Raw genomic sequence first — 16,766 nt, forward strand, 5'->3', positions numbered from 1 at the left:
ATTATTTTGGTTGAATGATTTGCAATTCTTTCGGGAAGCTTGTAAGCACTTCTACGCCGTTCTCTGTTACATATACATCATCTTCAATGCGTACGCCAGCCGTGTCATTTTTATAAATTCCTGGTTCAATGGTAAAGACCATACCTTCTTGCATCGCCATTTCATTCGCGCCATGCACAGAAGGGAATTCATGCACTGAAATGCCAAGACCATGTCCTAGACGGTGTGTAAAATACTCGCCGAACCCAGCATCTTCAATTACTTTACGTGATGCATGGTCAAGTTCTTTAGCGAGTACACCTGGTTTAACCAGTTCGATAGCTGCCTCATTTGCTTTTTTCACTGTTTCATAAACTTCTTTTTGAGCATCTGAGATTTCGCCGAATGCAACCGTTCTCGTAATATCTGAACAATAGCCTTCGTAAACAACGCCTAAATCAAAAAGCACAAGATCGCCTTTTTGGATTTTTTGCGTTCCTGGTGTTCCGTGCGGAGAAGCTGCGTTTAATCCTGTCAGAACCATTGTGTCAAATGACATATAAACGCCTTTTGCCTTCATTGCTGCTTCAATGGCAGATAGTATTTCGATTTCAGTTTTGCCTTCAGCTATTTCATTGCAACCAACTTCAATCGCATAATCCGCTAATTTTGCTGCTTCACGCAATTTTTCCAATTCGTCCTTAGATTTAATGAGGCGCATTTGGTTTAGTTGCTCATCTAGACCAACATATTTTGTGTCGTTAAAGAAATGTTGAAGAGCTTCTAAACGTTCTACTGTTAAGTGTGATTTTTCAATTGCAAGTGTGTGTAATGGGACGTTTCGGGTATTAGTAGTATGGTGGAAGATTTCCCATGCGTTTTCTGTATCCTCATGGCCTACAGCTTCAAACGCCCACCCAGCAGCTTTTGCATCAGGCACTTCCATTTTAGGGCAAATCATAAATGGTTCTGCTTCTTTAAAAATCATGATACCCAACAAGCGTTCATGTGGGTCACTACGGAAACCTGATAGGTAAAAGACATTGTCTGGCGTAGTAATGAATGCCGCGTCAATATTTTTTTCTTGTAAGTATTGTTGAATCAGCTGCACTTTATTCATAAAAAAATCCTCCCTTTAGAGACTAGAGACTTTGAGTGTTATTTATTGAGTATAAATACTCTCCCTATACAGTCTATCATAAAAAGAGGGAAATGAAGTACCAAGCGAGAATACAACTATGAGAAACTTTTGAAAGGAAGATTACTTTATGAAAATTTCATTCCATGGACATTCGATTGTTAAAATTCAAACCATCAACCATACTATTTTAATTGATCCTTTTATCACTGGAAATAGCCAAACCGATTTAAATGTAGATGATCAAAATCCGGATGTCATTTTACTGACTCATGGACATAATGACCATGTAGGAGATACAGTTGAAATTGCTAAAAAATCCAATGCACTTGTGGTAGCTCCGAATGAATTAGCAGATTATCTGTCATGGCAAGGATTAGAAACACATCCAATGCATATTGGCGGAGCACGTCAATTTGATTTTGGTAAGGTCAAGCTTACTCAAGCATTCCATGGCTCATCTTATGTAACAGAGGACAAGCAAATTATTTATACAGGTATGCCTGCCGGGCTCCTTTTATTTATCGAAGGAAAGACAATTTACCATGCAGGTGATACAGCTTTATTCAGTGATATGAAATTAATCGGAGAGATGCATCCGATTGATATAGCCTTTTTACCGATTGGAGATAATTTCACAATGGGGCCTGAAGATGCTGCAAAAGCTGTCGAATTTTTAAATCCAAAAGAGGTTGTGCCTATTCATTACAATACTTTCCCTGTAATTGAACAGGATCCACAGGCTTTTTCTAACATGGTAGGCAATGGTTCTGTAAGAATTATGAATGCCGGCGATCAATTTGAATTGTAACTATAACAGTTTGAAGTAAATATGGTACACTTAAGCCAAGAGACCGTTAAGAAATAGGTGATTTTTTGGCTACAAAACATGAAAAAATACTCCAATATATTGAATCATTGCCAGTGGGCGATAAAATTTCAGTCCGCCAAATCGCAAAAGAAATGTCTGTTAGCGAGGGTACTGCCTATCGCGCGATTAAAGAAGCTGAGTCAAGGCGTCTTGTCAGTACGATTGAACGTGTGGGCACCATCAGGATTGAGAAAAAGAAAAAAGAAAATATTGAGCGGCTTACATTTGCTGAGATTGTCAATATTGTGGATGGACAAGTATTAGGCGGCATTAACGGTTTGCATAAAACCCTTACGAAGTTTGTGATTGGCGCCATGAAACTGGAAGATATGATGCGCTATACAGAAGCGGGGAGCTTGCTTATCGTCGGCAACCGGGCGCGTACGCATGAGATGGCTCTAAAAGAAGGAGCTGCTGTCCTCATTACAGGTGGTTTTGATACCACTGAAGAAGTGAAAAAACTGGCAGACCAGCTTGAGCTTCCACTCATTTCAACAAGCTATGACACATTTACAGTTGCAGCGATGATTAACCGAGCCATTTATGACCAGTTAATCAAGAAAGAAATTTTATTAATTGAGGATATCGTGATTCCGTTAAAAAGAACATCCTACTTGAAGACAACAGATACAGTAAGAGAATATAACTTATTGAATGCTGAAACTACTCATGGCGGATTCCCTGTAATTGATAAGCATGGCAAAATTGTAGGTATTGTAACATCACGTGATTTGATTGGTAAACATGAAAGTGATCATATCGATCGATTAATGACCCGAAATCCAATTACAGTATCATTAAAAACGAGTGTAGCAACAGCTGGCCATCAGATGATTTGGGAAGGGATTGATTTGCTTCCTGTAGCAGATGAACATGGCATTTTGCAGGGGGTTGTAAGCAGACAGGATGTCTTGAAAGCACTGCAAATGGCACAAAGGCAACCACAGCACGGAGAGACGATTGATGATTTGGTGAAGAAGGAAATGGAGATGGACGTGTCAAACGACGAGATGGTGATCAAATTTAACGTGACCCCTCAAATGACCAATCAATTTGGCGCGATTTCATACGGAGCTTTTACTACATTAATCGTCGAATCGGGTTCCTTCGCACTTAAAAAAGTAAAACGTGGTGAAAGTGTAATGGAGAATATCTCGATTTACTTCATTAAACCGATCCAAATCGAGTCAACTATTACAGTAAAGCCACGAATTTTAGACATGAGCCGCAAATTCGCTAAGATGGACTTTGAGGTTTATAGTGAAGACTTGCTTGTCGGCAAGGCTTTAGCTACTTTCCAATTGCTTGAGCGATAAGGGATAATCCCCATGTGGGTGAAAATAAAGCAAACCGTATAGACGTAATCGGTTAAAGAAGTGAAAAAAGTGATGCACAGCTGTGCATCACTTTTTGTTCAATTTTTCTTCTTCAGCGATATATTGACCATAATGACGTACTCGTTTGCTGTAGCTTATGAAAACAAAGAAGCCAAATACAATCAAAATAGCGCAAATCACATATGTAAGTACTGTATGATAAAGGATGATTTGGTTTATGCCAAACAAGACTAACAATACTCCAAGCGATACACCTGCACGGCCTGCATACCACTTTTTGCGAATCGGTAAGTTTGTTCGGAATTGTTTTGTTTTGAAATATAGGTAAAATACAACCGTTATCACGACTAATAATGCTAAAATAATATTTACTATATTACTCATCGTGTTCCTCCTAAATGCAAAGCTATCTTTATTCTACTGATATTGTGTAGAAAAAGATAGTAGAAAGTAGGAGACGGGAGTTTGTAATTAAATGTGCAGACAGATAATTAATAGATTAGCGAAGAAAGCACAATTCAACTATTGGAGCTTCATTTATCGTTTAAAGGAGATAAAAAATATGAAAAAAGAGATTATCGATACAATTGCTGAGTACGACACGATTATAATTCACCGACATGTTCGTCCAGATGCAGATGCATACGGCTCACAGTTAGGGTTAAAAGCTATTTTACAAGCAACTTATCCAGAGAAAACAATCTACGCGGTAGGAGAGCACGACCATGTCTTTAGTTACTTAGGTTTGCCGGATGAAGTATCGGATGAGGCCTATAACAAAGCTTTAGTCATTTGCACAGATACAGCCAACACGGAACGAGTTGATGATCAACGTTATCATACCGGTGACTTTTTAATAAAGATAGACCACCATCCCAATGATGATCAATATGGCGACTTACTATGGGTGAACACTGCTGCTAGTTCAGCGAGTGAAATGATTTATGAATTGTATAAGGAAGGTAGCGAAACAGCCGGCTGGAAGATGGACCAAAACGGTGCCAGGTTATTATTCGCAGGTATCGTGGGGGACACCGGACGTTTTATTTATCCAAGTACAACAGAAACTACCTTCAAAGTAGTGGGTGACCTCATCTCCTATGGTTTTGATCGGACTGAGCTTTTTAATAGTATGTATGAATTGGATCCTAATCTGTTACAACTACAAGGGTATATTTATCAAAATTTCGCAATGGATGAAACAGGCGCGGCTTATATAAAATTGTCAAAACAGCTACTAGAAGAATATGGCGTGAGCGCAAGCGACACTTCAGCATTAGTGAGCACGCTTGGCGATATTAAAGGAATTAAAGCATGGGCCATGTTTGTAGAGGAAGATAGCCAGATACGTGTTCGATTACGTTCTAAGGGTCCTATCATCAATGAATTGGCTAAAAAATACCGTGGTGGAGGTCATCCTATGGCATCTGGTGCCACAATCTATCAGTGGTCAGAGGCTGACGAAGTGATTCAACAACTAAAAACACTTTGCCATTAAGGATTAAAAAGAAAGGTAGAGATGATAATGCAGCCTGTCTATTCACAAATCGTTACAGCGGCTGATATGCTCAAAAGTACCATACGCATCGATGAACTCCTTGCATTTTTAAAAAGGGAAGGGGCCAAGGCAGCAGCGATTACTGATTCTAAATTATATGGTCTATTGCCTTTTTGGCGAGCATTCAAGCAAAGTTCAATACACCCTGTCATTGGCTTAACGGTACAAGTTGAGTTCTCCGCTGGTATATGCAGGCCGCTTGTACTGTATGCCCAAAATAACGAAGGATATTATCATCTATTGAAAATCAGTTCGTCGACATCATTGCGAGAAAACGAAGCATTGCCGCTGCGATGGCTGCATGGGTATCGGACAGGTTGCATTGCTTTGCTTCCTATTAATGATGAGAATTGGCAACAGGAAAAGGTATTTGAGGATATCGAGCAAATTGCGGAAATCTTTGATGCAGAGCACTTTGCTATTGGCATAGACCGACCAGGTGGAATTAAATCGCCTAGGGAAGACCAAATAGTTCACTATTGTACAGAACGTGCTATTACGATTTGCGCCACTCATTTGAGCACTTTTCTACAAGAAGATCATGCTGATGCATTTCAAGTGGCCAGGGCGATCGCATCAGGAACCAAAATGGCAGATCAGGAAAAACTGACATTACGAGAAAGACAGCAATATATACCTACTTCAGTTAATTGGAAAGAGTGGTTCCAGGACAAAGAAGAGTGGTTAAAGGCAGCAGAAACTTTGCTTCTTTCTTGTCAGGTAGAACTAGATTACAAGAAAAGCTATATGCCCAAATTCCCTACATCCGATGGAGTAAATGCAACCGATCTTTTGAAGGATAAATGTCTAACTGGATTACGCGAAAGAGTTCCAAATGCAAACGAAAATTATTATAGCCGCCTACAATATGAATTAAGTATTATCACCAAAATGGGGTTTGCAGATTACTTTTTGATTGTAGCTGATTATATTGAATACGCAAGGAGCAAAAATATATTGACAGGACCCGGCCGGGGATCTTCAGCCAGCTCATTAGTGGCGTATACAATGCGTATTACAGATGTCGACCCATTGCAATATGGCTTGCTTTTTGAACGATTTCTAAACCCCGAACGTATTACACTTCCTGATATAGATGTCGACTTCGCCGATTATCGTAGAGAAGAAGTCATTCATTATGTAGCAGAGAAGTATGGGGCAAACTATACATCACAAATTATTACATTTGGAACATTATCCGCGAAGGCAGTCGCAAGGGATGTAGCGAGAGTATTCGGCTTTAATACTGAAGAACTATCTTATATATCCTCACTCTTGCCAAGTAGGCCTGGGCTGTCATTGCAAGAAGCGTGGCAGCAATCAGATGTCCTCAGAAACCATGTCAATTCTAGCGATCTGCATAAGAAATGGTTTCAAATAGCTCTTCAATTGGAAGGTTTACCGCGAAATGCATCAACACATGCGGCGGGCGTTGTGCTATCGCCAGAGCCGCTTGTCAACATTGTCCCGATAGAAAAAGGCAATGAAGGACTCTATTTAACACAATGGCCGATGGGAGATGTAGAATCTGTCGGATTATTAAAGATGGACTTTTTAGGACTTCGCAATTTAACAATCTTAGAGAGAATACGCTCTATGATTTTATATAATGAAGAACGCTTTTTACAGTTTGAGAAAATTCCATTACATGATTCGAAAACCTTTGAATTACTGAAAAATGGTGATACCAATGGTATTTTTCAATTAGAATCAGAAGGCATGAAGCAAGCCCTTAAAGAGATTAAGCCAACTTCCTTCAATGATATTGTTGCCGTGAATGCTTTATATCGACCCGGCCCTATGGAATTTATTCCTGTCTATAGTAAAAGAAAGCATGGGCTAGAAAAAGTTGAAATGCTGCACCCTGTGCTAGAGCCGATCTTAGGTGAAACATATGGTGTCATCGTCTATCAAGAGCAAATATTGCAAATTGCCTCCCGTATGGCCGGATTCTCGATGGGAGAAGCTGATCTCTTACGCCGAGCTGTAAGTAAAAAAAAGAAGGAATTGCTAGATTCAGAACAAGAACACTTTGTCACAAGTAGTATTGAACAAGGGTTTGACAGAAAAGTAGCAGAGGAAGTTTATCAGCTCATTGTCAAATTTGCTAATTATGGATTTCCAAAGAGCCATGCGGTAGCGTATAGTATGATCTCATATCAAATGGCATATTTGAAAGCTCATTTTCCGGCCTATTTTTATGCAGCCATGCTCACATCTGCTATGGGTAATCAAGAACGATTTAATAAAATTCTGCAAGAGGCGAAGCAAAAAGGCATCGCTATTCTATCGCCATCCATCAATCGTAGTGGACGTTCATTTTACGTACAGAATGGATCCATTCGCTATGCTCTCTCAGCTATTAAAGGCGTTCCACATCCATTTTTAAACAAGCTAATAGAGCTGAGAAGAAATGGTCATGGAAATTGGCAGGATATATTTGATTTAGCTTTAGACTTAACAGCTGTCCATTTTAATCGTAAAACCGTAGAGCCACTTATTAAAGCTGGAGCGCTAGATGAATTCGGCAAGGATCGTGCTGTACTGTTGGCTACGATTGATGCGGCTGTGAAGCATGCGGAATTGTATCGACCAGATCAAGAAACAACATTATTAGATGATGACTCCTTCTTCTTTGGAAAGCCAAAGCACGCTAATGCGAGCCCAATTCCAGAAAAATTAAAGCTCCAGTACGAAAAAGAAGTGCTCGGTACATATATATCGATGCACCCGATTCAAAAGGTGAAGCAGGCTCAACATTTGGTAACACCAGCTTTTGATAACCTAAAAGGGCTAACAGGAAGACATTTTGTGAAAGTGGTTGGTTTAGTAACAGAGATAAAGCAAATTCGGACGAAAAAAGGCGAATTGATGGCCTTTGTACAACTAGAAGACGAAACGGGTATCCTTTCGCTTACCGTATTCCCGAAAGAATATCTTCAGGCAATCGAATGGCTAAAGGAAGAACAGATTATAATGGCAGAGGGCAACTTGGAGCAAAGAAAAGGGCAGTTTCAGGTAATCTATAAAAAAGGGACCGTCCTTTCATCGTAAAAAAGAGGATATTGAGTTGATTAAAAAGAATACCCCCTAGAGAAGGAAAAAATTTGCTGGAGGGATTTTTATGATACTCGGATTGCACCACGCTCAAATTACGATACCTAAAGGAACTGAAGATCAAGGGAGAGAATTTTATTGTGGCATTCTCGGATTGTCAGAAAGGGAAAAGCCTGAATCACTGAAGGGTAGAGGTGGTTTTTGGTTGGAAGTCGGAGATCGAGAAGTCCATGTTGGAACAGAAGAAGGCTTTGACCGATTAACAACAAAAGCCCATCTGGCCTATCAAGTGAAGAATCTATCAAGCTGGAAAGAAAAATTAGAGCAGAACGGAATTCAGATTATTGAGGGCGTTCCAATTCCTGGTTTCAACCGTTTTGAGTTCAGAGATCCATTCGGAAATAGAGTTGAAATGATTGAGGCGCTTTAGTTTGTCAGCCTATCTTTTTAACTCTTTTACAAACTTTGCTGTAAAACCAAAAATCACTATGAAATCATAGAGAATTTGTCTAAACTGTGTGACTATCGCACAGTTTTTTTCTATAGCACTTTACTAAAATATATATTTTTTGCTATCATTATAAACAAAAGTGGTCTGACCACATTTTTCGACAATTTATTTATAGTAGGGAGATATAGCATGAGCGCTGAAAAGCCTGCTACAAAAATGTTTATCCAAATTGTGCGGGAATTACGGGGGATTATTCAAGATGAAGAAATTCCACCCGGGGGCAAAATTCCATCAGAACGAGTGCTGGCTGAACGTTTAAATGTTGGGCGTTCATCCATAAGAGAAGCGCTCCGTAGCCTAGAATTGCTGGGTTTAATTGAGACGCGCAGAGGTGGAGGGACCTTTGTAGCTGATTTTAATAATCATCAATTAGTCGAAGTATTAGCTATGTTTATACTGCAAGAAGAAAAAGATATTAGAAACGTACAAGCGGCAAGGATGATTATTGAGCGTGATGCCATTCGAATAGTGGCTGAGGATGAGGTGCTCAGAAATCTGCCGGTTTGGGAAAGTCTATTAACAAATGTGATTATAAATGGAAAGATTGAGCGTGAAGACGTCATGAGAGAAATTATGATTGCATCACAAAATAGGCTTGTCTTAAAAATTTGGATTCTCTTAAAACAATACAGTAATGAACCCTATAAAAATCAATCAACGGCCGAAGAACAGCCGATAATTAAAATGTTTTTGAGTGAACTGATGCTAGGCCATACACAAAAAGCGATTGTGGCTTTTGAAGAATGGGCAGCGCTACTACATAAAGGGAGAGAATGATATGAGTATTCGCGATATATTTAAGAAAAATAAACCTAATCGAAAAACGATGACAAGCAAGGGACAGCATGATGTACCTGAAGGAATTGTGACAAAATGTCCTGAATGCAATCATGTTATGCTGACAAAAGATTTGCAAAAAAATCAAAAAGTATGTCCGAATTGCCAATATCATCACAAATTAACTTCCCAAGAACGTATAGAGGATTTCTTGGACGAAGGCACTTTCGAATCATTTGATGATCATTTGCAAACAGTCAATCCGTTAAACTTCCCCGGGTATGTTGAAAAAGTGAAATCTGATATGAAAAAGACAGGCTTAAATGAAGCTGTTTTAACGGGCACAGGCATGTTAGAAGGAAATAAAGTGGTTGTCGCTGTGATGGACTCTTTCTTCCGCATGGGGTCTATGGGATCTGTAGTCGGTGAAAAAATTACAAGAGCGATTGAAAAGGCGACAGAGCTTGGTGTACCATTTATTATCTTCACAGCTAGCGGCGGTGCGAGAATGCAAGAAGGTGTAATATCGCTCATGCAAATGGCTAAAACTAGCGTTGCATTAGAACGTCACGGAGCAAAGGGTAATTTGTTTATTTCCATCATGACTCACCCTACAACAGGGGGAGTATCTGCCAGCTTTGCATCCCTTGGAGATATTAACTTGGCGGAACCACAAGCGCTGATTGGTTTTGCAGGGCGCCGAGTAATCGAACAAACTGTAAGGGAAAAATTGCCGAATGATTTCCAAACAGCAGAATTCTTATTGGCACATGGCCAATTAGATGCTGTTGTCCCTCGCTCTGATATGCGTAAAACGGTCGGCACTTTAGTGAAATTGCACGTGAAGGAGGCAGTCTAATGGTAAAAACATTACCTTTTGAAGAACCACTTGTTCAATTGAAAACAAAAATTACTGAGTTGAAGGAATATACTTCTGACGCAGAAGTAGATTTAACAAAAGAAATTACACAATTAGAAGAACGATTCACCAATCTTGAAAAAGATATATATCATAATTTAAAACCGTGGGATCGTGTGCAAATAGCGCGCCATCCTGAACGTCCGACAACACTTGATTATGTGAAGGTTTTATTTGACGATTTTATCGAACTTCACGGTGACCGTAATTTCGGTGATGACGAAGCAATCGTAGGGGGAGTCGCTTCATTTGAAGGAACACCAATCACGATTATTGGCCATCAACGCGGGAAAGATACAAAAGAAAACATTCGTCGCAATTTTGGTATGCCTCATCCCGAAGGTTACCGAAAAGCGTTACGCTTAATGAAGCAAGCTGAGAAATTTAAACGACCTATCATTTGCTTCATTGATACAAAAGGAGCTTATCCCGGAAAAGCAGCAGAAGAACGCGGACAAAGTGAAGCGATTGCTCGGAATTTATTAGAAATGGCAGGATTGAAGGTGCCGATTATTAGTGTTGTTATCGGTGAAGGAGGAAGCGGCGGTGCACTTGCTTTAGGTGTTGCAAACCATGTGCATATGCTGGAAAACTCCACTTACTCTGTTATTTCGCCTGAAGGTGCCGCTTCTATACTGTGGAAAGATGCAACGCTAGCTCAAAAAGCGGCAGAAGCGATGCGTATTACCGCTCCAAATTTAAAAGAAGAAGAAATAATTGAAGAAATTGTTCCAGAAGTTTTAGGAGGAGCACATAAGGATATAGATACACAAGCATCTTATTTGAAAGAAGTTCTTTCTAAATCATTGAGTGAGTTGAAAACACTAGATGAAGAACAATTAATCGACCAACGCTACAACAAATTTAGGAAAATTGGTGTTTTTTCCGAAGAATAGTACAAAAAGACGTCTGACAAGTGCAATTAATGGTATATTATAAAGTAAAAGGCTGTTTTAAACGAAGAAAAGTCGTTTGAATCAGCCTATTTCTTTCATTCTATAGGATCAATCCTATCAGCAGGAGGATTTATACAAATGAAAAAAATTGGTGTGTTAACAAGCGGTGGAGATGCGCCTGGTATGAATGCAGCTGTTCGGGCAGTTGTCAGAAAAGCAATTTTTCACGGCATGGAAGTCGCGGGCATTTATCACGGCTATCAAGGATTAATCAATGGTAATATTGAAAATCTAGACGTAGGTGATGTAGGTGATATCATCCAGCGGGGTGGCACGATGCTACATTCTGCCAGATGTCTAGAATTTAAAACAGAAGAAGGACAAAGAAAAGCAATCAGCCAGCTTAAAGAGCATGGCATCGAGGGCTTAGTCGTTATCGGCGGAGATGGTTCTTATCGAGGAGCCTTGGCTTTGAGCAAATTAGGTTTCCCTAGCGTAGGTGTACCAGGAACGATTGATAATGATATTCCTGGCACTGATTACACCATCGGTTTTGATACAGCTTTAAATACCATTATTGAAAGCATAGACAAAATCAGGGATACAGCAACTTCCCATGAGCGCTCGTTCATTATTGAAGTAATGGGACGCGATGCAGGTGACTTAGCATTATGGGCTGGCCTTGCTGGCGGTGCTGAAACTATCCTTATTCCAGAAGTTCCATCAGATATTGATGGACTTGTCAGACGCTTAGAGCAAGGATATGAACGTGGCAAAAAACATAGTATTATTATCGTCGCAGAAGGTGTTATGTCTGCAGGCGAGTTAGCTACACTATTAAAAGAAAAAGCGGATATAGAAACAAGAGTATCAGTATTAGGGCATATTCAACGCGGTGGTTCGCCGACGGGTCGCGATCGTGTATTGGCTAGCCAACTCGGTGCAAAGGCAGTGGAAGTTTTAATGGAAGACCGAGGCGGAGTGGCAATTGGCATTCGTAACCATCAGGTGGTAGACTATGAATTGAGTGAAGCGTTTAATAAAGCACATAAAGCGGAATTATCTATGTATACCCTTTCGCAAGAACTATCGATCTAAAATTGGAGTGGTACTATAATGAGAAAAACTAAAATTGTTTGTACGATTGGACCAGCTAGTGAATCAAAAGAAACACTGATTGCCTTAATAGAGGCTGGAATGAATGTGGCTCGATTAAACTTTTCACACGGAAGTCATGAAGAACATGGAGCGCGAATTAAAACGATCCGTGAAGCAGCTCAAGCAACGGGCAAAGTAGTAGCAATCTTGCTTGATACTAAAGGACCTGAAATACGTACACATAATATGGAGAATGGTGCTATTGAGCTTACTGCAGGACAAACGATTGATATCTCTATGTCTGAAGTGCTTGGCACTGAAAAAATGTTCTCAATTACGTACGAAAAATTAATTGAAGATGTGAAAGAAGGTTCTGTCATTCTACTCGATGATGGATTAATCGAACTTCAAGTGACAGGCATAGATAATGAGGCAGGTATTATCCATACGCTTGTCGTGAACGCAGGTGTACTTAAAAATAAAAAAGGCGTGAATGTTCCAGGCGTTTCTGTTCAATTGCCAGGAATTACAGAAAAAGATGCCGAAGATATCTTATTTGGTATTCAGCAAAATGTAGACTTTATCGCAGCTTCTTTTGTACGTCGACCATCAGATGTAATGGAAATTCGCCATTTGCTAGAGGAAAACGAAGGCAGCCATATCCATATCATCCCTAAAATCGAAAACCAAGAAGGCGTTGATAACATTGATGAGATTATCCAAGTCTCTGACGGCTTAATGGTGGCTCGCGGTGACTTAGGTGTAGAAATACCAGCAGAAGAAGTACCTGTTGTCCAAAAAAGTTTGATTTCTAAATGTAATTGTGCTGGCAAACCGGTTATCACAGCTACTCAAATGTTGGATTCTATGCAACGCAACCCACGTCCAACACGTGCAGAAGCAAGTGATGTAGCCAACGCTATACTTGATGGTACAGATGCTATCATGCTTTCAGGAGAAACAGCAGCAGGCCTATATCCTGTAGAAGCTGTTAAAACGATGGACAAAATTGCCCACCGAATTGAGGAAACATTAGACCACCAACGTTTCGTTAATGAGCGCAGCAAAGAAAAAGGAACAAATCTGACAGAGTCGATTAGCCAAGCAGTAGCAGATACTTCATTGAACTTGCAAGTTGCGGCCATCTTAGCACCGACTGTAAGTGGAAACACAGCTAAAATGATTGCGAAATACCGTCCAGGTGTTCCAATTATCGCTATGACGTCTTCACAAGAAGTTTGCCGCAACCTGGCTTTAGTATGGGGCGTCGTACCAGTAGTAGGACCAAAAGTTACATCAACAGATGAAGTATTGGAACAAGCAGTCCATTCTAGTCTAGAAAAAGGTTACGTAAAACATGGGGACCTAGTTGTCATTACAGCGGGTGTACCAGTAGGTGAAGCTGGTACAACCAACTTAATGAAACTGCATGTAATTGGAGATATGATTACAAAAGGACAGGGCATCGGCAAGACTACAGCAATCGGTAAAGCACTAGTAGCACGCAATGCTGAGGAAGCATTAGCACAAGATTCGACAGATCGCATTATAGTAACAATAGGTTCTGATCGGGATATGATGCCTGCTTTAAGTAAATGTGCTGGTTTGATTACAGAAGAAGGCGGCTTAACAAGCCATGCCGCAGTAGTTGGCCTGAACTTAGGCATACCAGTTATCGTAGGTGTTAAAGATGCTACAAAAATTATTTCAGAAGGGCAAGAAGTATCAATGGATGCCGTTTCTGGGGTAATCTATTACGGTTCTTCGCGTATACTGTAGTTTTTAACAGTTGCTAATTAGCCATGACTATATTCAGTAATGGTGCTTCTCCAACAAAAAGAGGTGAAGGACATGAAAAAGTTTCTCCTACTATTAATCGCAATCCCGTTCATTGAACTGATTTTTGTGATGCTTTGTGGAAAGATGATTGGGCTTTTACCCACACTATTATTGATCCTTTTCACAGGGATATTAGGTGTATATATGGCGAAAACAAGAGGATTAAAAGCCTTTGAACAGCTGCAGAAGTCGATCAAAAACGGACAAGCTCCTGGTGATGCTATTATTGATGGAGTATTAACGTTGATAGGTGCTATTTTATTAGTATTGCCTGGCTTTGTTTCGGATATTTTAGGTTTATTGCTTATGCTTCCATTCGTAAGAAAAATGGCGAAACCAGGAATTTATTACTGGCTACGTAAAAAAATGAAGAGTAAGCAAACTATCTTGATGCAAAGATAGGATGTTGCTTGAATTTAACGGCTATTAAAAGAACAAATGGACTGATGATAATGCCTGCTACTCCAAAAAGTAGTAAGCAAATGGCACTGATGATAAATGCATGGACTGAACGGATTTGCATTGTAGAAGCCCACATCATGGATTCTGCAAATTGCCTGATTAGTTGAATAGCCACATAAATCACGAGAAGTTGGATGCCTAGAGCAACTTTTCCTATAATGATGAATACGGCGCCTAAAGGAATTAGAAATAAACCTATTCCTAAAAAAGGCAGAAAGTCACAAACGGAAACTAAGAAAGCTTTACCAACAGGTTGTTCGAAACCCAGTGCATAAAAGGATATCGACAGTAACGCAAATGTTAATATAGCAAGCCGAATTTCAACACCAATGAAATAGCTAAATAATAAAGCAGCTTCTTCAAAAATCCTTTGAATAGATTCTCTAAAACGAGCAGGAATATAGACAAAAAACCATTGTCTATTCCTGCTTGTTTCATATAGGGCAAAGTAGAAAGCAATGATAAATATCGTTACTTCCACTAGATTTTGCATAATATCTTGGATGGATTGAAAAATCTTCGATAACATAACATCGATAAGAGATAGTAATTGATCTTGAATTTGAGCGATAATCCCTGATGGAATATGAATCAATGCAGACATTTCGGATAAACGGCTTTTAAGCACAGGCAACGTATCGATTAGAACGGTTGCTATAAATAAAAAGACAGCAGCAATGCTCGCAATAATGAAAATTTCAGCCAGTAATGCTGCTAAAAATGAGGGGACTTTCAAACGTTTATGTAAAAAATGAAGAATAGGCGATAGAAAGTATGCGAACACAATGGCGAGCGTAATTGGCAATATGGCCCAAGAAAATAGAGCTAAAAGCAGTACAAAGCCCCAAAATTTGAGCTTTGATTGCAATTTTTTATCAGAAATTTTTATAATTATTCCTCCAACTTCCACTAATTCCTTTTAGTTACATTAAATCGAAAATTCTATTAATTGCTTAATAAATGCATAGATAATCTCCAAAAACCCAATTTTTTAATGAATGAGTGTTTTTCATTCACAAATACGACAAAGTTTATTATAATATCATTGTAAGCGATTTACTTATAGGTTCATATGGATCACGTTCAATGTTGATATTATCAACATAATTTGGTACAAAAAGGAGCGAGATAAAATGGCAACAACTAAAGGTTTAGAAGGCGTTGTAGCAGCTGAAACAAAAATTAGCTCAATCATTGATGATACTCTTACATATGTAGGCTATAACATTGATGATTTAGCTGAAAACGCATCTTTTGAAGAGGTAGTGTACTTACTATGGCACACACGCTTGCCTAAAGCGGACGAACTAGCAGAAATGAAACAACAGCTAGCTGATCAAATGGAAGTGCCACAAGCAGTGCTAGACCACTTCAAAACTTACGACATCAAAGCAGTACATCCTATGGCTGCCTTGCGTACAGTAGTTTCTTTACTAGCTTTATATGATGAAGATGCTGAAGTTATGTCAGACGAAGCGAACTATCGCAAAGCAATCAAATTGCAAGCTCGCATGGCAACAGTTGTAACAGCATTTGCTCGTATTCGTGCAGGCAAAGAACCGATTGCACCGAAAAAAGATTTATCTTATGCGGCGAACTTCTTGTACATGCTTTCTGGTAATATTCCAGAACCAATCGAAGAAGAAGCATTCAATAAAGCTTTAGTGCTTCATGCAGACCATGAACTAAATGCTTCTACATTCACTGCTCGTGTATGTGTAGCTACATTATCTGATATGTATTCAGGTGTTACTGCAGCGATTGGCGCTCTTAAGGGCCCTCTTCATGGTGGTGCCAATGAACAAGTGATGAAAATGTTATCAGAAATTGGTTCTATTGATAATGTTGAATCTTATATCCAAAATAAATTAGACAACAAAGAAAAAATCATGGGCTTCGGACACCGCGTATACCGCCAAGGCGATCCTCGCGCGAAGCACTTACGTGATATGTCTGAAAAATTAACAAAACTTAATGGCAATCCTGAACTTTACGAAATGTCAGTGAAAATTCACGATATGATCGTAGAGCAAAAACACCTTCCAGCAAATGTTGATTTCTTCTCTGCATCTGTTTATGACGCGTTAGGTATTGAACACGATCTATTTACACCAGTATTTGCGGTTTCACGCGTATCTGGTTGGGTAGCTCATATTCTTGAACAATATGCGAACAACCGTCTAATCCGTCCACGTGCAGAATACGTTGGACCGGGTATGCAAACTTATGTGCCAGTAGAAGAAAGATAGTTTGCAAGATTTGGTAAGTAAACGGCAAACATTGGAATATTCCTAATGTTTGAGCGTTGAACCCAGCATTACAGG

Annotated in this window: 15 protein-coding genes; 12 read left to right on the forward strand and 3 right to left on the reverse strand. The window is 39.5% G+C overall.

Annotation, left to right across the window (positions count from 1 at the left end; genetic code table 11):
- Position 1: 1 nt before the first annotated feature.
- Positions 2-1,099: a M24 family metallopeptidase gene (locus tag RCJ93_RS00510; protein ID WP_446738116.1), complete on the reverse strand. Its 1,098-nt coding sequence runs from the start codon at positions 1,097-1,099 to the stop codon at positions 2-4.
- Positions 1,100-1,247: 148 nt separating this feature from the next.
- Here RCJ93_RS00510 and RCJ93_RS00515 point away from each other — a divergent pair, with 148 nt between their 5' ends.
- Complete coding sequence (locus tag RCJ93_RS00515; protein WP_446738117.1) at positions 1,248-1,928, forward strand: metal-dependent hydrolase; 681 nt, start codon at positions 1,248-1,250, stop codon at positions 1,926-1,928.
- A 65-nt stretch (positions 1,929-1,993) separates the two neighbouring features.
- On the forward strand, positions 1,994-3,304 hold the full coding sequence (locus RCJ93_RS00520) for a DRTGG domain-containing protein (RefSeq protein WP_066788858.1): 1,311 nt from the start codon (positions 1,994-1,996) through the stop codon (positions 3,302-3,304).
- An 87-nt stretch (positions 3,305-3,391) separates the two neighbouring features.
- Here RCJ93_RS00520 and RCJ93_RS00525 read toward each other — a convergent pair whose 3' ends face one another.
- Positions 3,392-3,709 (reverse strand): YtpI family protein, encoded by a 318-nt coding sequence (locus RCJ93_RS00525; protein ID WP_223823560.1) that lies wholly within the window; start codon positions 3,707-3,709, stop codon positions 3,392-3,394.
- A 178-nt stretch (positions 3,710-3,887) separates the two neighbouring features.
- On the opposite strand from RCJ93_RS00525, the gene RCJ93_RS00530 reads away from it, so the two are divergent.
- The 9 genes from RCJ93_RS00530 (at position 3,888) to RCJ93_RS00570 (ending at position 14,382) form a co-directional block, all read left to right on the forward strand.
- Positions 3,888-4,823 (forward strand): DHH family phosphoesterase, encoded by a 936-nt coding sequence (locus tag RCJ93_RS00530; protein ID WP_251647171.1) that lies wholly within the window; start codon positions 3,888-3,890, stop codon positions 4,821-4,823.
- A gap of 27 nt (positions 4,824-4,850) precedes the next feature.
- Positions 4,851-7,937 (forward strand): DNA polymerase III subunit alpha, encoded by a 3,087-nt coding sequence (dnaE, locus tag RCJ93_RS00535; RefSeq protein ID WP_446738118.1) that lies wholly within the window; start codon positions 4,851-4,853, stop codon positions 7,935-7,937.
- Positions 7,938-8,007: 70 nt separating this feature from the next.
- On the forward strand, positions 8,008-8,370 hold the full coding sequence (locus RCJ93_RS00540; protein ID WP_249774585.1) for a VOC family protein: 363 nt from the start codon (positions 8,008-8,010) through the stop codon (positions 8,368-8,370).
- A 210-nt stretch (positions 8,371-8,580) separates the two neighbouring features.
- The gene (locus tag RCJ93_RS00545) at positions 8,581-9,228 is read left to right on the forward strand and encodes a FadR/GntR family transcriptional regulator (RefSeq protein ID WP_150284804.1); all 648 of its coding nucleotides are present in this window, start codon (positions 8,581-8,583) and stop codon (positions 9,226-9,228) included.
- Position 9,229: 1 nt separating this feature from the next.
- On the forward strand, positions 9,230-10,087 hold the full coding sequence (gene accD, locus RCJ93_RS00550; RefSeq protein ID WP_066788844.1) for an acetyl-CoA carboxylase, carboxyltransferase subunit beta: 858 nt from the start codon (positions 9,230-9,232) through the stop codon (positions 10,085-10,087).
- The gene (gene accA / locus RCJ93_RS00555) at positions 10,087-11,043 is read left to right on the forward strand and encodes an acetyl-CoA carboxylase carboxyl transferase subunit alpha (protein WP_066788841.1); all 957 of its coding nucleotides are present in this window, start codon (positions 10,087-10,089) and stop codon (positions 11,041-11,043) included. The genes accD and accA overlap by 1 nt, the downstream gene beginning before the upstream one ends.
- A gap of 138 nt (positions 11,044-11,181) precedes the next feature.
- Positions 11,182-12,141, forward strand: coding sequence for a 6-phosphofructokinase (gene pfkA, locus RCJ93_RS00560; RefSeq protein WP_066788838.1), 960 nt, complete (start codon positions 11,182-11,184; stop codon positions 12,139-12,141).
- Positions 12,142-12,159: 18 nt separating this feature from the next.
- Positions 12,160-13,920 (forward strand): pyruvate kinase, encoded by a 1,761-nt coding sequence (pyk, locus tag RCJ93_RS00565; protein ID WP_150284801.1) that lies wholly within the window; start codon positions 12,160-12,162, stop codon positions 13,918-13,920.
- 72 nt (positions 13,921-13,992) lie between these two features.
- Entirely contained in the window at positions 13,993-14,382 is a 390-nt protein-coding gene (locus tag RCJ93_RS00570; RefSeq protein ID WP_446738119.1) for an FxsA family protein, read from the forward strand.
- On the opposite strand, the gene RCJ93_RS00575 is transcribed toward RCJ93_RS00570, so the two are convergent.
- Positions 14,363-15,352, reverse strand: coding sequence for an AI-2E family transporter (locus RCJ93_RS00575; RefSeq protein ID WP_066788829.1), 990 nt, complete (start codon positions 15,350-15,352; stop codon positions 14,363-14,365). The two genes, RCJ93_RS00570 and RCJ93_RS00575, sit on opposite strands and share 20 nt — an antisense overlap.
- Before the next feature lie 223 nt (positions 15,353-15,575).
- Between RCJ93_RS00575 and citZ the strand changes: the two genes are divergently transcribed.
- Entirely contained in the window at positions 15,576-16,691 is a 1,116-nt protein-coding gene (gene citZ / locus RCJ93_RS00580) for a citrate synthase (protein ID WP_066788827.1), read from the forward strand.
- The last annotated feature ends 75 nt before the right edge of the window (positions 16,692-16,766 follow it).

This window comes from Rummeliibacillus sp. BSL5 (genome assembly GCF_052928305.1).